Here is a 25,325-nt window from a genome sequence, read left to right on the forward strand (position 1 = left end):
GGCTGTCCTTTGGGCTGTCAGCCACCGAAGATTTCAGTGAATTTCGCGCGAACTTCTTTATCATCCGCCACCGCTTTATCCGAATCCAGCGTCAGCAGCTTAATCGAATCCAGCGGTGCAAAGCCTTCAGGTGCCGCAATGCCGGATTCAATTGGCCGGTTACCTTGTTTCGCAACCAATTGCTGGCCCTGCGGTGAGAGCATGAAATCAACAAACGCCTTCGCCGCAGGCACGTTATGTGCCCCGGAAAGAATGGCTACCGGCTCAGTCACAAATGAAGCCCCCTCTTTCGGATACACCAGATCAATCGGCGAGCCCTGCTTTTTAGCGCGGATAATATCGGCATCGGTAATCACGCCATACTTCGCCATGCCACTCGCTACCGCTTTCAGCGCCGGGCCGTTGCCACCTTCCGGGGTAATGCCGTTCTGCGCCAGTTTCTGATAAAACGCCCAGCCGATGTCCGGCGTATTAATGGCCGTATGCAGGTGATACAACGCCGCCCCGGAATAAAGCGGGCTTGGCACGGCCACCTGACCTTTGTTTTGCGGTTCGGTCAGCGCCATCCAGCTATCAACCGGTGTGGCGTTCTTAGTGTTGTAGGCAATGACTGTGGCGATAATTTTGGTGCCAAACCAGGTTTTATCTTTGTCGTAAAAATCCGGGCTGATATTTCCCACCGGCGCATCGGTATAGGCCATCAGTTTGCCGTCTTTTTTCAACGCGCCCAGATTGATGGAATCCGCAACCAGCAGCACATCAGCTTTTACGTCCCCGGCCATCATCTCAGTTTGCAAAACATTCATCAGTTGCGTCGTGCCGTTGCGCGTCCACTCCACCTGCACATCGGGATAAGCCGCCTTGAAGGCGTCAATCGTTTGCTGGGCAATTTCCGGTGCCTGAGAGGTATAAACCACCAGCTTTCCGGAGGCGGTTTCGGCAGCATTTGCCTCTCCCTGCGTGGCGCAAATCAGCAATGCGCTCAAGGATAACGTGATGGTTTTTAAAATATGCATAGCCCTGTCCTTAGAATGAGAAAATTATTGGGGAAGGATCCAGCCGTCGGCAATGACGAAAGTGACAACGTCACTCGCGTAACTATCGGGCGAAACAGAGGAATGAAGGGAAAGCTTCAGCGCAGGCGTGTTTACCGGCGCGACGTCAATCTGGTGATAGCCGCCGCGGTAAATCACCCGGGTGATCCGCGCAGCGATGCCCGGTTCGCCGTGCTGAGCAAAACGTAAATCCGCAGCATGGACACACACCTGTGCCTCACTCACCGTTGTCTGATGTGCCGGAGCCCGTAACCGGATACGCATACCGAAAACATCGGCCCAGGCCGTGCCGTTTTCGGCGGGTTGAATATTTTGTGCCGGGATAACGCGACCCTCGTCGATAAAGGTCGCGACCATGGCGTTGGCTGGTTCACGGTACAGCGTTTGCGGCGTAGCAAACTGCATCACTTTGCCCTCGTTCATCACCACGACACGGTCAGCCATCGCCATCGCTTCCTGCTGATCGTGGGTGATATACAAAAGCGTTGCGCCGGTGTGCTGATGAAAACGCCGGAACTCTTCTTCCATCGCCGCACGTAAATGCACATCAAGATTTGCCAGCGGTTCATCCAGCAGCACCACGCCGGGGCGTGTGACCAGGCAACGAGCCAGCGCCACACGTTGTCGCTGACCGCCGGACAAATCGGAAGGACGGCGTATGGCGTAATCGCTCAGTCCCACCAGCGCCAGCGCATCCTGCGTTCGCGTGCGTCGTTCATGGCGATCCATCCCCGCCACTTTCAGGCTGTACGCTACGTTTTCTTCCACCGACATATGCGGCCACAGCGCGTAGTTCTGAAACACAATGCCCAGATCGCGCTTTTCCGCTGGAACATGGACGCCGGTGGATGAAAACAGTCGTTCACCGACGATGATTGTGCCGCTGTTTACCGGCTCGAATCCCGCGATGGTACGCAGCAACGTGGTTTTGCCACAACCTGAGGGACCGAGCACGGCAACAAACTCACCGTGATGAATATGCAGCGAGACGTCATTGAGCACCGGCTGAGTGGTAAAGGATTTACTCAGGTGGGAAATCTGTATGGCAGACATGCGTCGGATGTTTCCTCAAAGCGGCACTGGCCCGTTCAATGAGGAAACAAATTACTGCGGTTTTGTGACTGTTTTATGAACCGGTGGCGAAGGTTTGGTTCGACACAACATGGCAGGAGAAGACATAAATGCGATATAACTTCCTGATTAAAATGAATCACTTCCTTTTAATTAAAACACATTATAAATCAATGCAATATCTGAAGAGTTCTGAATAGAAAAAAGATTATCTATAAGAAACAATCATTTTCCATACGCGGCGATAAATTCTCCGGCAATCGCCACGGCAATTTCTGCCGGGAGTTTGCCGCGCACATCGGGCAGCCCCACCGGGCAACGCATTCTCGCCAGTTGCTCAGACGAAATCCCTTTGCCCGATAAACGGTAATCAAAGCGTTTACGCTTGGTATCCGAGCCAATCAGGCCAAAGTAGCGGAAATCGCCGCGCTTCAGGATGCGCTCACTCAGGGCGAAATCCAGCTGGTGATCGTGCGTCAGCACCATGAAATAACTGTCAGCGGGCATCTGCGCCACCGTGCTTTCAGGTTCCTCATCCACAAGGCAGGTGACTTGCGGGTCCACCCGTGCCGGAAACTCACTGGCACGGGCATCTACCCAGGTAATGCGACAGGGTAAGGTGCTGAGAATGTTCACCAGTGCCCGCCCGACATGACCTGCGCCGTAAACCACAACGTGCGGTTGCGGTTGCCCCAGCGGTTCAAGCAACACCGACGCCATGCCTCCGCAACATTGTCCGAGCCGCGCCCCTAATGAAAAGCGTTCGAAGCGGCTGGTTTTCGCACCCTGCTGCAACATCTCGCGGGCAATGGCTGTAATCTGAAACTCAAGATTGCCGCCGCCCAGCGTATAAAATTGCTGGTCAGCGGTGATCAGCATTTTGCTGCCTGCATCGCGCGGCGTGGAGCCCTGATTCTCCACCAGCGTCGCCACCACGCACGGTTCCCCGCGACGTTGCAGGTCATGTAAACGCGTTACCCAGTCATCAGTACGCATGAGAACCTCCGTCAGCCGGCAATTTTTGCGCTAACCATAGCGGGATAAGTGACAACGTCACCCTGAAAATGCATCTGATTTATGGCGTTAAGCACTCTTTCCGGTGTGGCAGGTGCATCAAGGTGCGGATGTACACGATAACCGGCCAGGCTGGCGACGGCATCTTTGATGGCACACCAGACGGATATCCCGAGCATAAACGGCGGTTCACCCACGGCTTTGGAATGGAAAACGGTATCTTCCGGATTCTTACGGTTCTCCACCAGTTTCACACGCAAATCCTGCGGAATATCGCCAATTGCCGGAATTTTATACGCCGCAGGACCACTGGTCATTAAGCGCCCTTTGTCATTCCACACCAGCTCCTCCGTGGTCAGCCAGCCCATGCCCTGCACGAATCCGCCTTCCACCTGACCGATATCAATCGCCGGATTCAGTGAGTCGCCGACGTCATGCAGAATGTCTGCCCGCAACAGCCTGTATTCACCGGTCAGCGTATCGACCAATACTTCCGCGCAAGCCGCGCCGTAGGAGAAATAATAGAACGGATGCCCGGCGGCTTTACTGCGGTCATAGAAAATCTTCGGTGTTTTGTAATAGCCGGTGCTGGACAGCGGCACCTGATTCAGCCAGCACTGGGTCGCCACCTGTTCAAAACTGAAATACTGATTTTTAACGCGCACCTGACCGTTGCTGAAGGTGATGTCAGTTTCCTGTGCATCATGAACACGCATCAGCATCTCAACCATGCGCCCTTTGATGATTTCCGCCGCGTTTTGCGCCGCTTTACCGTTCAGGTCAGCGCCGGATGACGCTGCCGTCGGCGAGGTATTGGGCACTTTGCCGGTATCAGTCGCGGTGATCTGAATCCGGCTGATATCCACCTGAAACACCTCAGCCACCACCTGCGCGACCTTGGTATTCAGCCCCTGTCCCATCTCGGTGCCACCGTGATTGAGCTGAATACTGCCATCGGTATACACCAGCACCAGCGCGCCTGCCTGATTGAGGAAACTGGCGGTGAAGGAGATACCAAATTTTACCGGCGTCAGCGCCAGCCCCTTTTTCAGATAAGGGTTGCTGCGGTTAAATTTCGTGACAGCGTCACGTCTTGCGGTGTATTCCGCGCTATCCTCCAGTTGCTGCGTCATCTCCTGCAACAGGTTTTGCCCGACGGGCTGGTGATAATGCGTAACGTTGCGGACTTCCTGACCGTAGTAATTATTTTTACGTACCGTCAGCGGATCCAGACCCAGTTCGCGGGCAATATGATCAACGATGTGCTCAATCGCCACAATGCCCTGCGGGCCGCCAAATCCGCGGTAAGCGGTGTTCGACGCCAGATGAGTTTTACAGCGATAACCGGTGATCAGCGCATCGCCGAGGTAATAGGCGTTATCGGAATGGAACATGGCGCGATCGACGATAGAACCGGAGAGATCCAGCGAATAACCGCAGTTGGCCGCCAGTTTAATGTCGATACCGTGAATGACGCCGTCATCGGTAAACCCTACGTCATAGCTGACATGAAACGGATGGCGCTTGCCGGTGATCAGCATGTCATCCTGACGCGACAGCCGCATCTTTGCCGGACGTCCGGTCAGATGCGCCGCCAGCGCGGCAAGGCAGGCTGCACCAGCGGCCTGCGTCTCTTTGCCGCCAAAACCCCCGCCCATGCGTCGCATATCAACCACCACTTTGTGCATCGGCAAATCCAGCACCGAGGCCACCAGTTTCTGCACTTCTGTCGGATGCTGTGTCGAGCTGTACACCAGCATCGCGCCGTCTTCGCCGGGCATCACTGAGGCAATCTGCGTCTCGAGATAAAAATGCTCCTGGCCGCCAATTTCCAGTTCGCCCTGTAAACGGTGCGGCGCACAGGCCAGCGCCATCTCAGCGTCACCGCGTTTATGCTGATGCGGTTCTTCGACGTAATGTTCCAGCGCCAGCGCCTGTTTTACCGTCAGCACCGCGTCACGCGGCTGATACTCCACTTTCGCCAGCGCCACCGCCGCCCGGGCGGCTTCCATTGAGGTTGCCGCCACCACCAGCACAATCTGGCCGACATACTGCACGGTGCCCTGCGCCATCAGCGGATCGCCATGGGTCAGCGGCGCAATGTCCAGATTGCCGGGCACATCCTGTGCAGTCATCACCCGCACCACGCCCGGTACGGCGTAACAAGGTTCGGTATCAATATGCAAAATGTCAGCATGCGCATGAGGGCTGAGCAGCGGCACCAGATGCAACTGACGGGGGAATTCCAGCCGGTCATCGATATACACCGCTTCACCGCTGACATGTTTCTCCGCGCTTTCATGTTTCTGGCTTTTGCCCACGCCGCTCTGCAACCCCGTGCGGAACAACGTTTCCATCTCAGCCTGAGAAAGTGATGGTTTCGATTCAGACATAATGTGTTACCCGCATCAGTGTTTCAGGAGAAGTCATTTCGATATGGCAGCGGCGCAGCAGATTTTTCGCCACCTGCATGCGGTATTCCCGGCTGGCACGAAAATCACTGATTGGCGTGAAATCCAGTTCCAGCGCCTGACAGGCCCGCTCGACAGTTGCCGTCTGCCACGGCTGACCAAGTAATTGCGCCTCACAGCCGCTGGCCCGTTTCGCCACTTCCGCCATGCCGCCAAACGCCACACGTGCATGCACCACCACGCCATTTAGCACTTCAATATGCAACGCCGCGCAGACCGCAGAAATATCGTCCTCCAGCCGTTTCGACACTTTATAAACCCGTAACTGGCGTGCCGCCGGGGTATTGCGGGGAATGCGGATTTGTTCAATAAATTCGCCCGGCTGCAACGCAGTTTTGCGATAACCGAGGAAGAACTGATCGAGCGGTAACTCCCGTTGTTCAGCGCCACGCCGCAGCAGCAGCGAAGCGCCGAGCGCCAGCAACACCGGCCCGCCGTCACCGATTGGCGAAGCGTTGGCGATATTGCCGCCGAAGGTCCCCTGGTTGCGAATTTGTTGTGATGCAAACCGTTCAAGCAACTCGCCAAACGCCGGGAACTCTTCATGTAAAAACGGCATACAAGCGCTGAGTGGCGCGGCTGCGCCAATATGAATAGCCTGACCGGTCAGCGTAATTGCCTTGAGTTCGGGAATATGACTCAGCGAAATCAGCTTCGGCAGGCGCTGATAACGTTGTGTGACTTCCAGCGCCAGATCGGTACCGCCTGCCACCAGACGGGAATCCGGGCAGGCAAGATAACGTCCGGCCAGTTCATCAATAGTCACCGGCTGTTCAGTCGCGGATATCGCGGCGAGTTTTTCCAGCGTTTGCCGGGCATCAGCATCAAACTGATCGGCCTGCGGGGCTTCACAAATGGCTTTCGCCGCATCCATGATTGGCCGGTAACCCGTGCAGCGGCAAAGATTGCCGGAAAGGGTGTCCTGCACGCCTTCAACCGTAAAAACAGGTTTATTTTTTTCCATCGCAAACAGTGACATCACAAAACCCGGCGTGCAGAAACCGCATTGCGAAGCGTGATTATCCACCATCGCCTGTTGTACATGATGAAGTTCGCCGCGATGTTTCAGATCTTCAACCGTAATAAGCTGTTTGCCATGCACCGCAGGCATAAAGGTCAGGCAGGCGTTGACCGTGCGGTATTGCAGTTGCTCACCCTGCTTTTCTGCCAGCACCACCGTACAGGCGCCGCAGTCACCGGAGGCACAGCCTTCTTTGGTACCACAGCGCCCTGCATCGCGGCGCAGATATTGTAATACCGTCGTGTCAGCGGGCAGATTTTCCGTGTGGATCCTGCCGTTCATCAGAAATTGGATCATGATCATATCCTTCAAAAATCACTGGTTTGCTCCCTCCCCTGCGAAGGGGAGGGTTGGGGTGGGGTTTTAAAGCAAAATCAAAAAGTTGATGTATGCTTTGACTGGGAGTTTGCCCTTAATACCCCCTCCCGGCCTCCCCCTTCGCAGGGGGAGGAGCAAAGGCTTTACAGCCATTCAGAATCAGTGTCGTAACCTCACCAATAATGTGTTCACGCGCCTGTTCATCGCCTTCGAAATTGCCGTACATATGCTTGACCTGCACCGCAAAATCGGCGTAATACTGCGTCACCGCCCAGATATGCATGATGAAAAGACGGGCATCCAGCGCACGGATTTTCCCCTGCTCAATCCACTGATGGATCAGGTTCTCTTTGCCGGTGATATTCTGCGTGGCCAGCGGCCAGTATTTATGCAGATAGTGACCGCCGCCGAGCACCTCACTGGTGAAAATGCGCGACAGTTGCGGCTGATCGAACGAGAAATTCAGCTTATTGCGGATATAACGACTGAGCACCGCCTCGGGTTCGCTGAGGGACGGGTCGAACTGAATGATATCGCCCCAGACTTTCAGCACTTTCTGCAAGAGTTCTTCGTACAACTCTTCTTTGCCCGCGATGTAGTAATGCAACTGGGCTTTTTTGATCCCGGCGCGCTGAGCAATGGCCTGAGTGGTTGCCCCCTGAAAACCTTTTTCACTGAATTCTGCAATGGCCGCCGCGTGGATATTTTCCAGGGTGCGTTCACGCGCAAGGCGGACTTTGCCGCCGGTATCACTGTTCATCATGCTGAGAGTTCCTCCCGCTGAGCATCCCGTACATACGCCGGTTCGCCGTCAACGTAGGTGCAATACACATTGCGGTCATCACCCAGCGTCATCAGCACAAACAGCTTTTCAGCCAGCGTTTTACTGTTGGTGGCACGTAATTTTTGCAGCGCACTGACACCCGGTTCGAGCACCACAAAATCCGCCTCTTTACCGGTATTAAAGTTGCCAATTTTATCGTCGAGGTGCAGCGCCCGTGCGCCGCCGAGTGTGGCGTGATAGAAGGCTTCGAATGCGGATAAACGGTAACGCTGCAGTTGCCCGACTTTGTAGGCTTCTGACAGCGTTTCCAGCATGTTGAAGGTGGTGCCCGCACCGACGTCCGTGCCCATGCCGACGCGAATTTGTTTCTGCCAGGATTTCTGCAAATTAAACAGACCGCTGCCCAGAAACAGATTAGACGTCGGGCAAAAAGCGATAGTCGAATCGGTGTCGTGCAGGCAATCCCATTCACTGTCATCCAGATGCAGACAGTGCGCAAACACGCAACGTTCGCCGGTCAGTCCGTATTGATGATAAACGTCGAGATAATGCTGATGTTCAGGGTGCATTTCTTTCACCCACGAGAGTTCAGCGACGTTTTCGCTCAGATGGGTATGCATGTACACGTCGGGGAATTCCTGCTTAAGCAGCCGCACTTTTTGCAGCAGTTCAGGCGAAGATGTCGGCGCAAAACGCGGCGTCAGCGCATAGCTCAGACGCTGGCGGTTATGCCAGCGCGCAATCAGCCCGCGCGTGTCACTTTCACTTTCTTCAGGGGTTTCCAGCAGGGCGTCGGGGGCGTTTTTGTCCATCATCACTTTGCCCGCCACCAGCCGCATATTGATGTCGGAGGCTTCTTTAAACAGGGCATCGACGGACTGCGGATGAACGGTGCCAAACACCAGCGCCGTGGTGGTCCCGTTAAGCAGCAACTGACTGATGAAGAATTTCGACATGCGCCTGGCGTAATCCGCGCAGTGATATTGTTGTTCGGTCGGGAAGGTATAGCGCGTCAGCCATTCGAGCAACTGCTCGCCGTACGCGCCGATCATTTCGGTCTGCGGATAGTGAATATGCGTATCGACAAAGCCCGGGACGATCAGCTTGTCGCGATAATCATCAATTTCCAGAACAGCGGTTTTACGTGCCAGCGCCAGCTTGCCCTCACCTTCCTGCCAGCTTCCCAGCCAGATGATTGTGCCGCCGCTGAGCAACATCAGGCCGTCTTCGATATAACGCACCTGCGCTTCTAAATCTTCCGGCCGTAATACCGGCTCGCGGATATCGAAGAAATTTCCGCGGACGGCGCGGGTGATGATCTGACTCATGGCATTGTCCTTCTCTGCAACATTCTCGTTCACGATTGATAACAGAACATTTGCAAAGCTTATGCCAAATCTGACCAACCGGTCAGATCAAAGAGTCAGACCGGTTGGTTCGAAATTTCAATACCGGATCGAAAATAATTCATTTAGCTATGCCAGACATCTTCTGATGCGTGCGTGTGATAACATTTAGCCCCATCAGAAATCATTAATTAATCTCTATCTTTATGACTACAAAACACATGACATGTAATTTTCATCTTGACCAGATGGCATTTTTAAAAACACAAACCAGGGATATATCAGTTTCAGGTTATGGCGTATGTGCCGGCATGGTAAGTTCATGGATCCAGCATGAACTTTCTGAGAAACCTCAATCTTTTTTATTCTATAAAAACACTTATAACTTTATTTCCCGCCAACGCGCATTAACCTGTAAGTACCTGATATCTGGAAAAATAAACCTGGCTTTCAACAGCGACTTATTTTACCCGATAAGACAAGTTGATTTAAAAACAAATGATTTTCAGTCATTTGCAAGATCCACCATCAGGGGTGTTTTCAGTATCGTTGTTTATTCAAAAAATGGTTACTCACACTGCATTGGCATGAGCATACATAAAGGGACTTATAAAATATTTGACCCCAATCTGGGTGAGTTTGAGATAACAAAAAGCAGAAGTTTTTCTTCTTTTATTTGTCAGGACTGGATATCAAAAAAATATCCCCCTTCACGCACACCCTATTTGCAGATAACACAATATAAATCAAAGCACTTAAACATCACTATTTCAACAGCACTTCATATTGCGGATTGAATTCATCAAATATTGGCAACGCGGCAGCACCGAGCGCGGGTGTGTCGCTGCCGGACATCCCGAGGCGAATGCGTGCACTCTGCGCGTACCGGCTGCGCACCGAATTATACAGGGGTGTCAGGCGCTTAATCAGCTTTTCCACCAGTGGCTTAGGCATGGTGCCGCCGATAATCACGCTCTGCGCATCGAACACGCATTCCATAATATTGATGGCCTGCAGTGCCGGTTCGACGGCAGTATCGAGCCATTTATCGAACACTTTTTCATCGACTTTCAGCAGGTCTTCGGGCATGGCCGACATCGGATCCAGTCCGCAGGCTTCATACGCCGCCTGCAAAGAAACATAACGTTCGAGGCAGCCTTTGTTGCCGCAATAACATTCCCGCCCGCCCGGTTGCACCACAATGTGGCCGACTTCGCCCGCATTGTGTGCATGACCGGTGTAAATCCGGCCGTCGGTGAAGATGCCGGCACCCAGCCCGGTGCCGATATACAGATACACAAACGACGATAATTGCTTGGCAACACCGTGAAAACGCTCACCGATTGCGGCTACCGTCGCATCGTTTTCCAGCGTCACCGGCCAGCCGGTCGCGGCGCTTAAACGCGCTTCAATATCAATATTATCCCAGCCGTGCAGCGTGGTCGGCCCTTGTGAGGAAATCCCTTCTACGCCAAACGGCCCCGGCATCACCACACCCACGCCTAATATTTTTCGCCAGTCAATTTTCACCTGTTGGCGCATTTCTTGCAGAACCTGATCGATAAGAGCCAGCGTGGGCTCTGGCTGCGGTTTCTGTACATGGATCAGTTTGCGAAAGCGAACAGTTCCGGTCAGATCCACCAGCACAGTCAGCAGCGACTGATGATCAAGATGGATGCCTATTGAATAGGCGCTGTCAGGATTGAGTGTCAGTGGCGTTGCTGGCTGACCACGCCCTCCCGCACGGCGCGGCAGGTGGGAAGACAGGATACCCGCCTGCTCGAGTTCGGTGGCAATGTTGGAGACCGTTTGGGGGGTGAGCGACGTCAGCCGGGCGATTTCAGCGCGGGTCAGTTCACCGTTAAGGCGAATGGCTTCGATCACCACCCGACGATTGTGAGCACGGGCGTGCTCAAGATTGGTACCAGACGTTGTTATCACATCCCTCTCCACGGTGAAGACCTTGCGGGCAGTATGTGGCGAGTGATTACAGCAATCAAATTGATTTTATTAACCCGTCATACTTCGTATTGCAGATGCGTTGGTTGCGCGCACTTACCGCCTTCCTGCAACCCGAATTATTTAGGGTTAACCTGGGATGATATGAATATGACGGTGGCATCACAGCTTTGAATGTTATTGCCATGTTAATAATAATCGCCAGTCACTATTTAGATTTGAATCATCCGTGTAGCACACGTTTTATACCTAAGATAATTCGGGTTGCAGAAAGGCGGCAAGCGAGTGAATCCCGATGAGCTGACATAAGTCAGTGATTCGGGTGATGGAGCGTAGCCAACGCATCAGCAGCCCGAAGTATGAAGGGTAAATCCGGCAGGGACGCAGGGACTGGCAGAATTATGCCTTCCCATTTTTTTTAGCCGATTAAAGCAATCAAATTGATTTAATAAACCTAACCCTGTTTCGGAGAATGACGATGAGCCTACGATTTACCCCTGCGGCCACCCTGTGCGCCCTCTCTGCCCTCACCCTGGGATATTCCGCCAGCGCGCTGGCCGATACGACGCTCAGTGCCTTATTTATGACTCAGGCGGCGTACAGCGAAGCGGATATCCGCGCAATGACCGCCGAGTTCACTAAACAGCATCCGGATATCAAAGTGAACCTGGAGTTTGTGCCGTATGAAGCCCTGCACGACAAAATCGTCGCCGCACGCGGTGCCGGTGACAAAGGTTATGACGTGGTGCTGTTCGATGCGATCTGGCCTGCTGAATTTAACAAATACGGCCTGCTGCAGGATGTCACGGCGCGTATTCCGGCTGAAGAAAGCAATAAGATTTTTGACGGCGCGATTTCCACCGTGACCTACAAAGATAAACGCTGGGGGATGCCGTGGATCCTCGATACCAAATATCTGTATTACAACAAAGCCATGCTGGCCAAAGCCGGGATCACTACCCCGCCCGCCACCTGGGCTGATGTTGAAAAGCAATCTGAGATCCTGAAAGAAAAAGGCATCGTGAAATATCCGCTGGTCTGGAGCTGGTCACAATCCGAAGCGCTGTTGTGCGACTACACCACGCTGGTATCGGCGTTCAAAGGGGATTTCTACAAAGACGGCAAGCTGAATTTCACCAATTCCGGCGCGATGAAAGCCATCAGCTACATGAAAGAGACGCTGGATAAAGGGCTGACTAACCCGAATTCGCGTGAATATCTGGAAGAAGATGTGCGTAAGTCGTTCTCCAACGGTGATGCGGCTTTCGCACTGAACTGGACCTACATGTACAACATGGCGAATGACCCGAAACAGAGCAAAGTCGCGGGTGACGTGGGGGTCATTCCGGCACCGGGTGAAACCGCCGGTGGCGCATCCGGCGTTAACGGGTCGATGGGATTGGGCATCGCCAAAGCCAGCGCACATCCGGACCAGGCATGGGAATACATCAGCTACATGACGTCGCAGCCAGTGCAGAACAAATACGCCAAACTGAGCCTGCCAATCTGGAAATCGTCTTATGAAGATCCGGCGGTGCAGAAAGATCAGGAGCAGTTGATCGCGGCGGCGAAAACCTCGCTGAATGTGATGTTGTCGCGCCCGGTTACAGCAGATTACTCCCGTCTGTCGAACATCTTGCAGCAAAACATTCAGGCGGTATTGCAGGGTAAAACCCCGGCTCAGGATGGTATGGAAGCCGCAACCAAAGCCGCTGATCGTTTACGTTAAGTTTTAAAGCCAACACTATAATAGCCCGCCCGGTTCCGGCCGGACGGGCTGGGAAAAGATATGCTGACATTACCCCAACGCGAGAAACGTCAGGCCTGGTTGCTGCTTGCGCCCATGCTTCTGATGATGTTCTTACTGACCGCCTGGCCGCTCGCCCGCACGTTGTGGCTCAGCTTTACGGATGCCGGGTTAATCGGCGACGGTTCTGCGCCCAACTGGGTGGGGAGCGAGAATTTCATCTATGCGCTGACGGATCCGGATTTTCGCGCCGCACTCTGGCGGACGCTCTATTTCACTGTCGTCTCAGTGGTTATTGAAGGCATCATCGGCGTGCTGGTCGCGCTGTTGCTGAACCAGCCGTTTTGGGGACGCAGCGCTCTGCGCGTGCTGGTGATTCTGCCATGGGCATTGCCGACTATCGTCAACGCCACCCTGTGGCGGCTGAACTTTAATCCCGATTACGGCAGCATTAATGCCCTGCTTTCTCAGCTCGGGCTGATTGACGCCTACCGTAGCTGGCTCGGCGATCCGTCTTCGGCGATCAATGCCGTGATGTTCGCGGATATCTGGAAAAACTATCCGCTGATCACCCTGCTGGTGCTGGCGGCGCTGCAAACCATTCCGGAAGATTTATTCGAAGCCGCGCGGCTCGACGGCGCATCGGCTTTCCGCCGTTTTCGTAAAATCACCTTACCGGCGATTGCCGCACCGCTGGCCGTCGCGCTTGTCCTGCGCACCATCGACGCCTTCAAAATCTTCGACATCATTTATGTCATGACCCGTGGCGGGCCGCTCGACAGCACCAAAACCGTCAGTTTCTTTGTCTATCAGGAATCGTTCAGTTATCTGCGCGCTGGCAGCGGTGCTGCGTACGCGATACTCATGACGCTGATCTGCGCACTGCTGATCATGATTTACATGGTGATGTTACTGCGTCAGCGCCGTTCAGGGAGCAGCGAATGAAACAAAAAATCCGGCTCGTTTTACGTTACTTTGCGGCGCTGATGGTGGCCGTTTCGATTCTTGCCCCGCTGCTGTGGATGTTCCTGATGAGCGTCAGCTCGGCGGAAGATCTGACCCGCATTCCGCTGGAATGGCTGCCGCGCCACTGGGATTTCAACCGTTATACCCGCCTGCTGACCTTACAGGCCGGAACGCCCGGCGCGCTGTTCCTGCATGCGCTCGGCAACAGTGTGCTGGTCGCCTGTGGTGCCACACTGGTGTCGTTGTTGCTGGCAATACCGGCGGCCTATAGCTTCTCGCGCTATCCCGGTCGCGACGGCTGGCTGTTTGGCAGCCTGGCGATTTACATGGTTCCGCCGGTGGCGTTTGTGCTGCCGCTGTATTTCATCCTGCAACAGCTTGCGCTGCTCAATACCCATCTCGGGCTGATTCTGGTGTATTGCTCGATGATCCTGCCGTTCCTCACCTGGATGCTGAAAAACCAGTTCGACGCACTGCCGGTGGATATCGAACAGGCATCGCGTCTCGACGGGCTGCGTTACTGGCAAGTATTGCTGCGCATCACCCTGCCGCTGGCAAAACCGGCGCTGGGTGCATCGGCGATGTTTGGCTGGTTGCTGGCCTGGGATGAATTTTTCTACGCCCTGCTGTTTACCAACAATATCGATGCCCAGACGCTGCCGGTCACCATCGCCGGATTCACCGCCGGACGCGCCACTGACGACGGTCTGATTGCCGCTGTCGGGATCCTTGCGGCCATTCCGCCGCTCTTTATTGCGCTCTGGCTGCAAAAAACCATGGTCAGCGGGTTGACCGCCGGCGGCAGCAAGGGCTGAAAATGAACATCAGGGAAACCTCATCAATGACAACAAAACCTCTGACCCGCGCCACGCTGTATGTGACGGGCAATATCAACGTGGATTTGATCATGAGCACGTTGCACGAATGGCCGAAAAAAGGCACGGAAGCGATGCTCGAAAGCAGTTCACTGCGCCCCGGCGGGTCGGCGGGAAACTGCGCGCTGGCACTCTCTGCGCTCGGTTCCCCTTTTCGTCTGGTGGCAAATCAGGGCAATGACCAGTTCAGCGGCTGGCTGGCAGGTATGTTCCCGGAAAGCGCCTCACGCTGGCCGACCTGCGATTGCGAAACCTCGCTGACCTTTGGCGTGACACATCCTGATCACGAAAGAACATTTTTCAGTAATCAGGGACATATTGTGCGCCTGTCCATGCAGGACGTTCTGGGGCAAATCCCTGAAACGGCACAGTCCGGAGACTGGGTATTGCTGTGCGGCACCTGGCTGTGTACCGCGCTTTACACCGACTATCCGCAACTGCTGGCAGCGCTGAAACAGCGTGGTTATCAGGTGGCTGTCGACAGTGGCTGGCCGCCGGAAGACTGGAGCGATGCGTTGCGTGAACAGGCGGCAAAATGGCTGCCATTCTGCGATGCGCTGCTGCTCAATGAAGTCGAAACACTCGGGCTGGCAGACGCTACCACACTGGACGTCGCCGCGCTGACGTTGCTGGAGCAGATGGCGGATAACGCCTTTTGCGTGGCGAAATGCGGGCCGGAGGGGGCGCGTCTGTGGGCCAAAAATCTGACGCTGCACCAGCACGCCGAACCGGTCGGGGTGGTCGATACCATCGGTGCCGGTGACAGTTTTAATGCCGGGTTTTTATCCGCGCTGATTTATGGCCTGCCGCCTGCCACGGCGCTGCAATGGGGGGTTCGCGTTGCCGGTTGTGCCATCAGCAGTTCCCCGCGCCGTTACCCTGACTGGCAATCACTTTTTGGCCTTGTGGAGAAAATCTAAATGGCTCTGGTAGAACTGATAAAAGTCGCCAAACATTATGGCAAAGTGCAGGTGCTGAAACCGCTGGATCTGACCATCCCTGACGGCAGTTTCACCGTGCTGGTCGGCCCCTCGGGCTGTGGAAAATCCACCTTACTCCGCCTGCTGGCCGGGCTGGAATCCCTGTCTGACGGCGACATTCTGCTCGATAAACAGCAGATCAATAATTTTGACCCCGCCGATCGTGATATTGCGATGGTATTCCAGAGTTACGCACTGTATCCGCATCTTACCGTGGCCGAAAACATGGCGTTCCACATGCAGGTGAAGAAAGTGCCGAAAGCCGAACAACAGGCCAAAGTGCTACAGGCCGCAAAAGTGCTGGGTATCGATCACTTACTGAAACGCCTGCCGAAAGATTTGTCCGGCGGTCAGCGTCAGCGTGTGGCGATGGGTCGTGCGCTGGTGCGTAATCCGAAAGTGTTTCTGTTCGATGAGCCCCTTTCCAACCTCGATGCCCAGTTACGTATGGAACTGCGCGCCGAAATCAAATCTCTGCATCAGCAGTTCCGCACCACCACGGTATATGTGACCCATGATCAAATCGAAGCCATGACGCTGGCCGATAATATCGTGGTGATGAAAGACGGTTTTATCGTACAACAGGGCGACCCGTTGTCGATTTACGACAAGCCGGTAAATACCTTTGTGGCGCGTTTTATCGGTTCACCGCCGATGAATCTGCTCAGCGGTGTCTTCCGCAATATTGACGGTCAGCCAGGTGTGAACTGTAATCAGTTGTGGTTCGCACTGCCGGAGAAGTGGGCGTTGCAGGCACGGCACGCTGAGGGAGAACCCGTCACGCTCGGCCTGCGTCCGCACGATTTAAAACCGGCAGAGCACAGTACCCAACCTGCCGCCACATTACGGTTGCTGGAAGTGACCGGAGAAAGCAGCCTGTTGCACATCGACTGGTGCGGTTTCCCGCTGCACGTTCAGTTCGCCGGACGCGCCCGTATCAGCGCCAGTCAGCCGCTGTATCTCGATGCCAACCGCGAGGCGATCCATCTGTTTGATGCCCAGACCGGTGAACGGCTGGCAGAGGATCTGCGGTAAAAATGACGCTCAATGGAGATAAACTATGGAATACCGTCTGTTAGGCCGGTCTGGCCTGAAAGTTTCAGTTCTCAGCCTGGGTACCATGACGTTTGGTGGTCAGGGGAAATTTGCCAAAACCGGGCAAACTGACGTTGAGGCCGCACAACGCCAGACAGGATTATGTCTTGATGCCGGGATTAATCTGTTCGATACCGCCGATGTCTATTCAGGCGGTGAATCGGAAGTGATTCTTGGTAAAGCACTGGGCAACAAACGTCACGACGTGCTGGTGGCCAGTAAAGCCCGCTTTCCAATGGGTGAAGGCCCGAATGACCGTGGTTCGTCCCGTCATCATATTCTGCGCGCTTGTGAAGCCAGCCTGAAACGTCTGAACACGGATTATCTGGATTTATATCAGTTGCATGAATGGGACGGCCTGACGCCACTGGAAGAAACGCTGCGGGCGCTCGACGATCTGGTCAGCAGTGGCAAAGTGCGTTACGTCGGTATCTCTAACTTCTCCGCCTGGCACGTGATGAAAACGCTGGGCGTGGCCGACGCTAATCACTATATCCGTCCGGTCAGTCAGCAAATCCATTACACCCTGCAGGCGCGTGAAGCTGAATATGAGTTGCTGCCCGCCGCGCAGGATCAGGGGCTGGGCGTGCTGGTCTGGAGCCCGCTGGCAGGCGGCCTGCTTTCCGGTAAATATCGCCGCAATCAGGCGGCACCGGAAGGCACCCGTCATCTGGCCGACTGGGGCGAACCGCCGGTGCGTGATGAAAGTGCGCTGTACGACGTGGTCGATGTGCTGGTGGACATCGCCGAAGCCCGTGGCGTTTCTGCGGCGCAGATTGCGCTGGCCTGGCTGATTGCCCGTCCGCAGGTGACGTCGGTGATTGTCGGGGCGCGCAACGACACGCAGTTGCAGGATAACCTGCTCGCCGCTGATTTAACCCTCAATAACGAAGAAATTGAACGACTTAATCAGGTCAGCCAGTTACCTTTGTTGTATCCTTACTGGCATCAGGCGCAGACCGCACCGGATCGCTTGTCTGTAGCGGATTTATCGCTGATCGCGCCCTATCTGAAAAAGTAACTGCAACAAAATGATACGCACTGAGACCGGTTGACTATGCCGGTCTCGTTATTTTTGTGTTAATACTTAAAGAGTTTCTTTAGTGGGCCTCGTGCACACCTTGCTTAAAAACTGAGGAATACCGGGATGATTATTTTTGTTACCGGCGCAACTGCCGGATTTGGTGCTGAAATCGCACGTAAATTTGTTAAAGAAGGCCATAAAGTGATTGCCACCGGTCGCCGTAAAGAGCGTCTGGATGACCTGAAAGCCGAACTGGGAGACGCGCTGTACGCTGTTGAACTGGACGTGACTAACCGGGCTTCTATTGAAGAAGCTATCGCCAGCCTGCCTGCTGACTGGCGTAACATTGATGTTCTGGTTAACAACGCCGGTCTGGCACTCGGTCTGGAAAAAGCGGATAAAGCCTCGCTGGAAGACTGGGACAAAATGATCGACACCAACACCAAAGGGCTGGTGTACATGACCCGCGCCGTGTTGCCGGGCATGGTTGAACGCAACACCGGGCATGTGATCAACATCGGTTCCACCGCAGGCAACTGGCCATACGCAGGCGGCAACGTGTATGGCGCGACCAAAGCGTTTGTGCGTCAGTTCAGTCTGAACCTGCGCACCGACCTGCATGGCACCCACGTTCGCGTCACCAATATCGAACCGGGTCTGTGCGGTGGTACTGAATTCTCCAGCGTGCGCTTTAAAGGCGACGACGAGAAAGTCAGTAAAACCTACGATAACACTAATCCGCTCACCGCAGCCGATGTGGCCGAATCCGTGTTTTGGGCATCCACCCTGCCGGCACACGTCAACATCAACAGCATCGAAATGATGCCGGTCAGCCAGTCTCTCGCCGGTTTGCAGGTACATCGCGAAGGGTAATATTGCGCCCTGACTGACACGAAAAGCAGCTCCGGCTGCTTTTTTATTATCTGCCTTTTATCAGTGCGCACAAAAAAGGCGCGGCAACCTCCCCGCGCCTTTCCGACATCCGGCAACCGAAAACCTATTACGCGCTCAGCCAGCCCAGTTTAATCACAAACAGAATCGACAAGACGATAAGCGCAGAATTCAGCTCACGCCAGCGACCGGTCAGCAGTTTTGCCAGCGTCCAGGTGATGAAACCAAATGCGATACCGTTGGCGATGGAATACGTGAACGGCATGGTCAGCGCAGTCACGGTAACAGGTGCTGCCACGGTGATGTCTTTCCAGTCGATTTCAGCCAGGCCAGACGTCATCAGAACCGCAATGAACAACAGAGCCGGAGCCGTTGCGAAGGCCGGAACGCTGCCTGCCAGCGGAGCGAAGAACAGGCTCAGCAGGAACAGAATAGCCACCACAATCGCCGTCAGACCGGTACGTCCGCCAGCGCTCACGCCTGCTGCGGATTCGATGTAGCTGGTGGTGGTTGAGGTGCCGAGCAGTGAACCGAACAATGCCGCCGCACTGTCAGCGACCAGCGCACGGCCCATTTTCGGGATATTGCCGTCTTCATCCGCCAGCCCTGCGCGTTTGGTCACGCCAATCAGGGTGCCGGAGTTGTCGAACACATCCACGAACAGGAACGCGAACACCACGCTAATCAGCGAAACGTTAAACGCGCCTTTGATGTCCAGTTGCATGAAGGTTGGCGCAATGGAAGGTGGCATCGACATTACGCCGCCAAACGGCGAATAACCCAGTGCAATCGCCAGAACGGTCACGGCCAGCACACCGATCAGCACCGCACCGGTGATTTTACGCGCTTCCAGCACCACAATCAGAATGAAACCGAGCATCGCAAACAGCGGACCCGGCTTGGTCAGATCGCCCAGACCGACCAGCGTCGCCGGGTTAGCGATCACGATACCGGCATTTTCCAGCGCAATCAGCGCCAGGAATAAACCGATACCCGCCGCAATGGCCGAACGCAATGGCAGCGGAATACTGCGGATAATCCATTCGCGGATTTTAAAAATCGATAACGCGAAGAAAATACAGGCTGAAAGGAAAACGGCCCCCAGCGCGATCTGCCAGGTGTAACCCATATGCAGCACCACGGTGTAGGTGAAGAAGGCGTTTAACCCCATGCCCGGAGCCAGTGCGATCGGGTAGTTGGCGATAAAGCCCATCAGTGCGGAACCGATTGCGGCAGCAAGACAAGTAGCCACGAAAACCGAACCTTTATCCATCCCCGTCGCGCCCAAAATAGACGGGTTAACAAACAGAATGTAGGCCATTGCTAAAAATGTAGTGAGTCCAGCCACAATCTCAGTCCGCACGTTAGTACGGTGAGCTTTTAACTTAAATAGTTTTTCTAACATGAGAAGGAATCTCTTGGTCGCGTGATCACTTTCAGTCTGGTGATCAAAAATGCACGCTTGTTATTAGTGTTGTTTTTCAAAACACACGCGCGCGCACCAGCAGAACGAACGCCACAATTCGTCCCACCATTATCCCGTGGAATACGGCACGCGAGCTTAAACGTGTTTTGACGAACCCTGTCATTGCCCGTTTTGCCTGTAAAACAACCTGAGGTGATTGTTTTACAAAGGGGCATCGCACAATCTAGGAAAAATGAGTGATGCAGTCCATAATAGTTATCTCACTTATTCACTGCATAAATTAGTACACCCATGTCGCCATTCTCCCGTTTTTCGCAATATTTTACCGAAGTCGCCCGAACAGGAAGTTTGCGCAAAGCGGCAGAAGTGCTGCACGTCTCGGCTTCAGCCATAAACCGGCAGATCCTGCAGGCTGAACAAACGCTGGAAATCCCGCTGTTTGAACGCTTGCCGACAGGCCTGAAACTGACCTCAGCAGGCGAAATTTTATTCGATGACATTCGCCGCTGGCGGAAAGAATTTTCCCGCACCCGCGAACGTTTCGATGAAATTCAGGGACTGCGACGCGGGCATGTCACCATCTCTATGATTGCCGCTCTCAGCGAAGGGATGGTGGCGGAACTGATTGCCGACGTGGGCGCAGAACACCCTTACCTGACGTTTGATATCCGCATCGAAGACAGCCGGAACATCAGCGAACAGGTCAGTTCAGCGGAAGTGGATTTTGGATTGTTGCTCGATCCCGTCGAACATACCGGGCTGGAAGTACGCGCTTTTGCGGAATTACCCATCGGGATTGCGATGCCGGTGGGCCATAAACTGTCGCAGAAGGAATCGTTGTCGTTCAGCGACATCGCCTCCTACCGGCAGATCATTCCCTCCGAACCGCTGATGGTCAATGCCCGCGCCAGACTGCTGTATAACCGCTATCAGTTACTGGAAACGCCGTCGATCGTCTGTAATGACGTGCGCATGATGCGCGAACTTATCCGCAAAGGGGCCGGTGTCGGCGTGCTGAGTTTGTTAGATGTATTGCCAGATTTACAGGAAAAGCGACTGGCGTTTGTGCCGCTTCAGGGCCGCAGTGCCAAACCGCTGACGCTGGCGTTGTGCGTTGCCCCGCGCCGCCAGTTATCCCGCGCGGCGCAAATTGTGATTCAGAAAGTGATTGTGCTGATGGAAAGATTATCGCAATAGCCGTTCACGCCGTTTTCCAGCCAGAAATGATGATCAGCATCCCCGCCAGAGCCACACATGCGCCCAGCCAGTCGGTGGCGCTGAGCTTCACGCCATCGACAAACCGCAGCCACAGCATGGCAGTCATGACATAAACCCCGCCGTAAGCCGCATACACCCTGCCGCTTGCCGCCGGATGCAATGTCAGCAACCAGACAAACGCCGCCAGGCTGAGCGCCCCAGGCAATAACAGCAGCACATTTGCCCCTTTGCGCAGCCAGAGATAAGGTAAAAAGCAGCCAATGATTTCTGCCAGTGCGGTCGCAAAGAACAGTAAAGACGTTTTGAGCATAATTGGGCCAGGTTTACAGTCCGAAGTTCAATAAGATATCAACCAGTTTACCGGCAAAGGGTGACGTCATTCGGCCGGATGTTATAATGCAATTATTCGCCTGAGCGATGTGTAAATTAAAAGGATGAGCTGATGAATACAACGTTTAAATCCCGACTGACCCGCAGCATTCTGCCTGTGGCTTTGCTGGCTATAACCGCCAGCTGGCAGGCGCCTGCACTCGCGGCCACCAATTGTGCGGGCGGAACCTGTGTCTTTGGCGGTACCGGCAATGATGCCATGACCAACGAAGAAGCACGTCAGAGCAAAGAGCAATGGAATGAAACCCAACGCCTGCGCGCCATGAAAAACCAGCGTAACGAGAAAGACTTCTCCAAATACGACAATTCGATTGATCTGCGCGACAAGTGTCAGGCCAGCCAAAACATCAATGCGTACTGGGAACCGAACACTGAGCGCTGCCTTGACCGTCGTAATGGCCGTCAGTTACTGGCTCCGTAAATCCTATCTGCTAGACTCATAAGTACACTGGTTTTCATAAAAGGAATGAATGATGAAAAAGACACTCTTAGCGGGTCTTGCTGTCGTTATGTTCGCACCGCTGATGGCACAGGCTTCCTGTGAAAGCGTAAAAGCTGACATTACCCAGAAAATCGTGGCAAACGGCTTGCCTGAATCAGGGTTTAAACTCGATATCGTGCCAAATGATCAGGCCGATCAGACTGGCGGGCAGGTCGTGGGCCACTGCGGCAATGACAGTCAGAAGATTGTGTATACCAAAACCGCCGATGCGGGTGACAGTTCAGCGGCAAGTCCTAAGACCGGGACCAGCCAGGATTCACAGTAATATTTGCGGTGATATCGGAGCGGATATCACCGGCGGTTGATCACTTGCAGTGAAAGCCCGATGACCTGATCGGGAACCTTTCGGTTTCTTAATAACAGTTATCATACGATCTTCGCACCGAAACCACCGGGAGAGAAAAGTGCTTTTTCCCTCCCGGATCTCCCTTCACGTTTTCAACACACGCTGCCGCTCCGTTCAGCAAGCTTTCTGAAAAACTGCCTTTTAAAAAAACAAAACAAGTAAGGTGATGAGTTGCAGCGACTCCTGCCACCATTTCGACTACAATGGTAGCCACTTTCCTCACAGGATGCGGTAAAAATGAAAAGACTGACCCAACAAGATATGACGGAAAGCGAACAGCGTGAGTTAAAAACACTGCTGGACAGAGCCCGTAAAGCACAGGGCCGTGAGCTGACGAATTCGGAAAATAACCGGATTAAAGATGACTACATCGATACGTTGATGGCAGAAAAAGAAAAAGTCGCTGCGAAAGCGCGGGCCGAAAAGCGCCGTAATAAAGCCGTTCCAAGCACTTCTGCAACATACGACTGGACAGCCCGCACTCATCCGCGTGGTCGTCGTTAAACGTTAACTGAACCTCTGCGTTCCTCACGCAGAGGCCTCAGCCCTCAGGCTTCCAGTAATCTGAAACCGTGCGTTCCGTCTTTTTCCAACTGCCCGACCAGCCCGTATTCCCAGTCCAGATAATCCTGCATCGCCTGCGGGCTGACATCCGTGCCTTCGTACGGACGACGATATCTGTCTTGCGCGTCGTCCAGATAAACAGAATCCCCCCGCTCAAGCAGCAACCCGTGATCGATCCAGCCCACCGTGCCTTTTTCCAGCAAATAAACGGGTTTGCCGGTTAATCCGGCCACTTCCGTGACAGCGTAACGAGCCAGCAAACCGCTGGTGCAGGTGACAACCCAACGCGCTTTCTGCGGTTGTAAGGCAATAATTTGCGGGATATTGCCCCGTGTTGTCCAGACCGCACCCGGAATGCGCCGGTTACGGAAATTCGCGCTGGTGGTGAGATCGAGAATGCCGGTATTGCCCTCACTCAGCCAGTTCAGCAGTTGTTCCGGTTTGACAGATTCCACAGCCGGTGCGGGCGCAACCCGGGCTTTCCAGTCGCCTTGTTCAGTCAGATCTTCAGCCCTCACTTCGGCGATATACACTTCCCAGTTCATCTGTGCCAGCCATGAGGCCGCCATGCGCGCACGCACACCATCATTATCCACCAGCACTATTCGCGCACCACGAACGCTGGCATAGTGATCGGTTTCCTGAACCAACTGGCCACCGGGAACGTGTCGCGTGCCTGCCAGATGCCCGGCACGAAACTCTTCTGCCGTGCGCACGTCAAACACGTATAACGTGCGGGAATCATCCTGTTGCCAGTCACGTAATTGTGACAACGTCACTGAACGTACGCCCGCGCGTAAAGCCAGAGTTTGCGCGCCTTTCAGCGCAACCCTGCGTGAGGCTTCACTCAGTGCCGGAAACTGTTTATGTTGCAGGTGCGACAGTGCCTGCCCCGCCAGCGTCCAGCCAATCGTACCGTTACGCAATGCAGACACCGGCTGCGTAAATCCGGCATTAATCAGAGATTGCGCGCCGATAATGCTGCGGGTACGCCCCGCACAATTGATGATCACCTGCGTGTGGTCATCAGGCACCACATCTTTCAGGCGCAGCACAAGTTCGCCTCCCGGTACGCTCACGCCGCCCGGAATACTCATCACCTGGTATTCATCAAAACGGCGCACATCCAGCACAGCAATGTTTGCCCCCTGCTGTTGCAATGCCAGCACCTGTTCCGCACTCAGGGACGGTGTCTCGTAATGATGTTCAACCCATTCCCCGAAGGCTTTACTGGGCGCGTTCACATCAATAAATATCTCACCGCCCGCTTCTTTCCAGCCAGCCAGATCACCGGCCAGCAACGCGATATTCTGATACCCCAGCGATTTCAGCAATTGAGCCGCACGCATGGTTTTACGCTCGCCGCGCTGCACGTCATAAAATTCACCGTTGTCATACAACGTAATAGCCGTCAGACGGTTTGGTATGCGATCCAGCACTTCCAGTTCGAGTTTAGACAAAGCCAGATTGGCAGCAAATAAGGGATGTCCGGTGGCAAAGGCCGCTTCTTCACGCAGGTCAACCAGCGCCACATCCTGTCCTTCGAGCAACGCCTCGCGGAGTTCAGAAAAATGGCGCAAAGGCAGTGAATATGAATCAGTCATGATTTCTCTCTTTTGACAGGTCCCAGATATTGGGAAGGTGCGGGCTGGAGTAGCCGGAAATAAAGGTTTTCCCGGTGCCGTCTGGCAGATAAACCGCCCGTGAAACCGCACCGATATTGCCGCCGTAAACGTGAATGCTGACCGAGACCTGATCCTTGAAAAAATTGCTGACCTGGTGGATATCCAGCTGATCGGGGGAGATTTTCCCGACGTCGCCAACGTGCAGCGTAATGGGATTTCCTTCCGGTTGCAGCGTTCCGTCGGGGTGGCGGGTATAATTCTGGCTGACTTCTGCACCGCGCAGCATACCTATCAGCCCCCAGACACGATGGTCATGCACCGGTGTTTTCTGCCCCGGGCCCCAGACAAAACTCACCACAGAAAAACGCGACAGCGGATCGGCGTACAAGAGATATTGCTGATAATGTTCAGGATGAGGCTGCGCAAACTCCTCCGGCAGCCAGTTATCTTCGCCGATAAGACGGGTCAGCAGTTCGCTTCCCTGCGCCAGTATTTGCGTCTGACCGTGCGGTTCCTGCACCAGCCGGGTGAAGTCCGCCAGAAATTGTCTCAGCGGCGCGAGCTGTAAAGTCGTCATCACTTTCCTCATACTTCATCACTGTTTCCGACAGGTTAGCATCGCCATGATCCAAGCAAA

24 protein-coding genes are annotated in these 25,325 nt (G+C 54.3%); 12 read left to right on the forward strand and 12 right to left on the reverse strand.

Going from position 1 to position 25,325, the window contains the following annotated elements; translation table 11 throughout:
• Positions 1 to 17: 17 nt before the first annotated feature.
• From EX31_RS07005 to guaD, 7 genes are all read right to left on the reverse strand, one after another.
• Positions 18 to 1,016 (reverse strand): ABC transporter substrate-binding protein, encoded by a 999-nt coding sequence (locus tag EX31_RS07005; RefSeq protein ID WP_037034023.1) that lies wholly within the window; start codon positions 1,014 to 1,016, stop codon positions 18 to 20.
• A 24-nt stretch (positions 1,017 to 1,040) separates the two neighbouring features.
• Positions 1,041 to 2,108 carry an ABC transporter ATP-binding protein gene (locus EX31_RS07010; protein WP_037034024.1) on the reverse strand — a complete coding sequence of 356 codons (1,068 nt, stop codon included), beginning with the start codon at positions 2,106 to 2,108 and terminating at the stop codon, positions 1,041 to 1,043.
• A 243-nt stretch (positions 2,109 to 2,351) separates the two neighbouring features.
• Entirely contained in the window at positions 2,352 to 3,122 is a 771-nt protein-coding gene (gene xdhC / locus EX31_RS07015; protein ID WP_037034025.1) for a xanthine dehydrogenase accessory protein XdhC, read from the reverse strand.
• Positions 3,123 to 3,133: 11 nt separating this feature from the next.
• Complete coding sequence (gene xdhB, locus EX31_RS07020; protein WP_037034026.1) at positions 3,134 to 5,533, reverse strand: xanthine dehydrogenase molybdopterin binding subunit; 2,400 nt, start codon at positions 5,531 to 5,533, stop codon at positions 3,134 to 3,136.
• Positions 5,526 to 6,929 (reverse strand): xanthine dehydrogenase small subunit, encoded by a 1,404-nt coding sequence (xdhA, locus tag EX31_RS07025; RefSeq protein ID WP_037034027.1) that lies wholly within the window; start codon positions 6,927 to 6,929, stop codon positions 5,526 to 5,528. Before xdhA ends, xdhB begins: the two co-directional genes overlap by 8 nt.
• 115 nt (positions 6,930 to 7,044) lie before the next feature.
• Entirely contained in the window at positions 7,045 to 7,713 is a 669-nt protein-coding gene (locus tag EX31_RS07030) for a TetR family transcriptional regulator C-terminal domain-containing protein (RefSeq protein WP_013575529.1), read from the reverse strand.
• Positions 7,710 to 9,062, reverse strand: a complete 1,353-nt coding sequence (gene guaD, locus EX31_RS07035; protein WP_037034028.1) for a guanine deaminase — start codon at positions 9,060 to 9,062, stop codon at positions 7,710 to 7,712. The genes EX31_RS07030 and guaD overlap by 4 nt, the downstream gene beginning before the upstream one ends.
• Positions 9,063 to 9,328: 266 nt before the next feature.
• Between guaD and EX31_RS25225 the strand changes: the two genes are divergently transcribed.
• The gene (locus EX31_RS25225) at positions 9,329 to 9,877 is read left to right on the forward strand and encodes a YopT-type cysteine protease domain-containing protein (RefSeq protein ID WP_197060712.1); all 549 of its coding nucleotides are present in this window, start codon (positions 9,329 to 9,331) and stop codon (positions 9,875 to 9,877) included.
• On the opposite strand, the gene EX31_RS07040 is transcribed toward EX31_RS25225, so the two are convergent.
• Positions 9,846 to 11,018: an ROK family transcriptional regulator gene (locus EX31_RS07040; protein ID WP_173362098.1), complete on the reverse strand. Its 1,173-nt coding sequence runs from the start codon at positions 11,016 to 11,018 to the stop codon at positions 9,846 to 9,848. The genes EX31_RS25225 and EX31_RS07040 overlap by 32 nt on opposite strands.
• A gap of 499 nt (positions 11,019 to 11,517) precedes the next feature.
• On the opposite strand from EX31_RS07040, the gene EX31_RS07045 reads away from it, so the two are divergent.
• From EX31_RS07045 to ydfG, 7 genes are all read left to right on the forward strand, one after another.
• The gene (locus EX31_RS07045; RefSeq protein ID WP_013575532.1) at positions 11,518 to 12,768 is read left to right on the forward strand and encodes an extracellular solute-binding protein; all 1,251 of its coding nucleotides are present in this window, start codon (positions 11,518 to 11,520) and stop codon (positions 12,766 to 12,768) included.
• Between the two features lie 60 nt (positions 12,769 to 12,828).
• Entirely contained in the window at positions 12,829 to 13,731 is a 903-nt protein-coding gene (locus EX31_RS07050; protein ID WP_037034030.1) for a carbohydrate ABC transporter permease, read from the forward strand.
• On the forward strand, positions 13,728 to 14,567 hold the full coding sequence (locus tag EX31_RS07055; protein ID WP_037034031.1) for a carbohydrate ABC transporter permease: 840 nt from the start codon (positions 13,728 to 13,730) through the stop codon (positions 14,565 to 14,567). Before EX31_RS07050 ends, EX31_RS07055 begins: the two co-directional genes overlap by 4 nt.
• 26 nt (positions 14,568 to 14,593) lie before the next feature.
• Complete coding sequence (locus EX31_RS07060) at positions 14,594 to 15,547, forward strand: carbohydrate kinase family protein (RefSeq protein ID WP_037034032.1); 954 nt, start codon at positions 14,594 to 14,596, stop codon at positions 15,545 to 15,547.
• Positions 15,548 to 16,642 (forward strand): ABC transporter ATP-binding protein, encoded by a 1,095-nt coding sequence (locus tag EX31_RS07065; protein ID WP_037034033.1) that lies wholly within the window; start codon positions 15,548 to 15,550, stop codon positions 16,640 to 16,642.
• A 25-nt stretch (positions 16,643 to 16,667) separates the two neighbouring features.
• Entirely contained in the window at positions 16,668 to 17,723 is a 1,056-nt protein-coding gene (locus EX31_RS07070; protein WP_013575537.1) for an aldo/keto reductase, read from the forward strand.
• A 126-nt stretch (positions 17,724 to 17,849) separates the two neighbouring features.
• Positions 17,850 to 18,599 carry a bifunctional NADP-dependent 3-hydroxy acid dehydrogenase/3-hydroxypropionate dehydrogenase YdfG gene (gene ydfG, locus EX31_RS07075; protein ID WP_013575538.1) on the forward strand — a complete coding sequence of 250 codons (750 nt, stop codon included), beginning with the start codon at positions 17,850 to 17,852 and terminating at the stop codon, positions 18,597 to 18,599.
• A gap of 127 nt (positions 18,600 to 18,726) precedes the next feature.
• Here the strand turns inward: ydfG and EX31_RS07080 are convergent, their stop codons facing one another.
• Complete coding sequence (locus tag EX31_RS07080) at positions 18,727 to 20,022, reverse strand: NCS2 family permease (protein WP_013575539.1); 1,296 nt, start codon at positions 20,020 to 20,022, stop codon at positions 18,727 to 18,729.
• A gap of 312 nt (positions 20,023 to 20,334) precedes the next feature.
• Between EX31_RS07080 and EX31_RS07085 the strand changes: the two genes are divergently transcribed.
• A complete protein-coding gene (locus EX31_RS07085; RefSeq protein ID WP_037034035.1) occupies positions 20,335 to 21,240 on the forward strand; it encodes a LysR family transcriptional regulator in 906 nt (301 codons plus the stop codon).
• 4 nt (positions 21,241 to 21,244) lie between these two features.
• Here EX31_RS07085 and EX31_RS07090 read toward each other — a convergent pair whose 3' ends face one another.
• A complete protein-coding gene (locus tag EX31_RS07090) occupies positions 21,245 to 21,571 on the reverse strand; it encodes a YnfA family protein (protein ID WP_015689934.1) in 327 nt (108 codons plus the stop codon).
• Between the two features lie 132 nt (positions 21,572 to 21,703).
• On the opposite strand from EX31_RS07090, the gene EX31_RS07095 reads away from it, so the two are divergent.
• The 3 genes from EX31_RS07095 to EX31_RS07105 all read left to right on the forward strand — a co-directional run bounded on the left by EX31_RS07095 (position 21,704) and on the right by EX31_RS07105 (position 23,003).
• Positions 21,704 to 22,072, forward strand: a complete 369-nt coding sequence (locus tag EX31_RS07095) for a DUF1283 family protein (RefSeq protein ID WP_037034037.1) — start codon at positions 21,704 to 21,706, stop codon at positions 22,070 to 22,072.
• Between the two features lie 52 nt (positions 22,073 to 22,124).
• Positions 22,125 to 22,418, forward strand: a complete 294-nt coding sequence (locus tag EX31_RS07100; protein ID WP_037034038.1) for a DUF1161 domain-containing protein — start codon at positions 22,125 to 22,127, stop codon at positions 22,416 to 22,418.
• 318 nt (positions 22,419 to 22,736) lie between these two features.
• Complete coding sequence (locus tag EX31_RS07105) at positions 22,737 to 23,003, forward strand: YjbD family protein (protein ID WP_013575544.1); 267 nt, start codon at positions 22,737 to 22,739, stop codon at positions 23,001 to 23,003.
• A 44-nt stretch (positions 23,004 to 23,047) separates the two neighbouring features.
• On the opposite strand, the gene EX31_RS07110 is transcribed toward EX31_RS07105, so the two are convergent.
• A complete protein-coding gene (locus EX31_RS07110; RefSeq protein WP_037034039.1) occupies positions 23,048 to 24,667 on the reverse strand; it encodes a rhodanese-like domain-containing protein in 1,620 nt (539 codons plus the stop codon).
• Positions 24,660 to 25,265: a cysteine dioxygenase family protein gene (locus tag EX31_RS07115; protein ID WP_015689937.1), complete on the reverse strand. Its 606-nt coding sequence runs from the start codon at positions 25,263 to 25,265 to the stop codon at positions 24,660 to 24,662. The genes EX31_RS07110 and EX31_RS07115 overlap by 8 nt, the downstream gene beginning before the upstream one ends.
• Between the last annotated feature and the right edge of the window lie 60 nt (positions 25,266 to 25,325).

Source organism: Rahnella sp. WP5 (assembly GCF_000745615.1).
GTDB lineage: Bacteria > Pseudomonadota > Gammaproteobacteria > Enterobacterales > Enterobacteriaceae > Rahnella > Rahnella aceris.

Bases quoted from the DNA above. Each gene is read 5' to 3' on its own strand.
- EX31_RS07005 (WP_037034023.1), bottom strand. From the start codon at position 1,016: ATGCATATTTTAAAAACCATCACGTTATCCTTGAGCGCATTGCTGATT.
- EX31_RS07100 (WP_037034038.1), top strand. From the start codon at position 22,125: ATGAAAAAGACACTCTTAGCGGGTCTTGCTGTCGTTATGTTCGCACCG.
- EX31_RS07105 (WP_013575544.1), top strand. From the start codon at position 22,737: ATGAAAAGACTGACCCAACAAGATATGACGGAAAGCGAACAGCGTGAG.
- xdhA (WP_037034027.1), bottom strand. From the start codon at position 6,929: ATGATCCAATTTCTGATGAACGGCAGGATCCACACGGAAAATCTGCCC.
- EX31_RS25225 (WP_197060712.1), top strand. From the start codon at position 9,329: ATGGCATTTTTAAAAACACAAACCAGGGATATATCAGTTTCAGGTTAT.
- EX31_RS07110 (WP_037034039.1), bottom strand. From the start codon at position 24,667: ATGACTGATTCATATTCACTGCCTTTGCGCCATTTTTCTGAACTCCGC.
- EX31_RS07060 (WP_037034032.1), top strand. From the start codon at position 14,594: ATGACAACAAAACCTCTGACCCGCGCCACGCTGTATGTGACGGGCAAT.
- EX31_RS07030 (WP_013575529.1), bottom strand. From the start codon at position 7,713: ATGATGAACAGTGATACCGGCGGCAAAGTCCGCCTTGCGCGTGAACGC.
- EX31_RS07055 (WP_037034031.1), top strand. From the start codon at position 13,728: ATGAAACAAAAAATCCGGCTCGTTTTACGTTACTTTGCGGCGCTGATG.
- EX31_RS07095 (WP_037034037.1), top strand. From the start codon at position 21,704: ATGAATACAACGTTTAAATCCCGACTGACCCGCAGCATTCTGCCTGTG.
- ydfG (WP_013575538.1), top strand. From the start codon at position 17,850: ATGATTATTTTTGTTACCGGCGCAACTGCCGGATTTGGTGCTGAAATC.
- guaD (WP_037034028.1), bottom strand. From the start codon at position 9,062: ATGAGTCAGATCATCACCCGCGCCGTCCGCGGAAATTTCTTCGATATC.
- EX31_RS07115 (WP_015689937.1), bottom strand. From the start codon at position 25,265: ATGACGACTTTACAGCTCGCGCCGCTGAGACAATTTCTGGCGGACTTC.
- EX31_RS07080 (WP_013575539.1), bottom strand. From the start codon at position 20,022: ATGTTAGAAAAACTATTTAAGTTAAAAGCTCACCGTACTAACGTGCGG.
- EX31_RS07065 (WP_037034033.1), top strand. From the start codon at position 15,548: ATGGCTCTGGTAGAACTGATAAAAGTCGCCAAACATTATGGCAAAGTG.
- EX31_RS07010 (WP_037034024.1), bottom strand. From the start codon at position 2,108: ATGTCTGCCATACAGATTTCCCACCTGAGTAAATCCTTTACCACTCAG.
- EX31_RS07050 (WP_037034030.1), top strand. From the start codon at position 12,829: ATGCTGACATTACCCCAACGCGAGAAACGTCAGGCCTGGTTGCTGCTT.
- EX31_RS07090 (WP_015689934.1), bottom strand. From the start codon at position 21,571: ATGCTCAAAACGTCTTTACTGTTCTTTGCGACCGCACTGGCAGAAATC.
- EX31_RS07085 (WP_037034035.1), top strand. From the start codon at position 20,335: ATGTCGCCATTCTCCCGTTTTTCGCAATATTTTACCGAAGTCGCCCGA.
- EX31_RS07045 (WP_013575532.1), top strand. From the start codon at position 11,518: ATGAGCCTACGATTTACCCCTGCGGCCACCCTGTGCGCCCTCTCTGCC.
- xdhB (WP_037034026.1), bottom strand. From the start codon at position 5,533: ATGTCTGAATCGAAACCATCACTTTCTCAGGCTGAGATGGAAACGTTG.
- EX31_RS07070 (WP_013575537.1), top strand. From the start codon at position 16,668: ATGGAATACCGTCTGTTAGGCCGGTCTGGCCTGAAAGTTTCAGTTCTC.
- xdhC (WP_037034025.1), bottom strand. From the start codon at position 3,122: ATGCGTACTGATGACTGGGTAACGCGTTTACATGACCTGCAACGTCGC.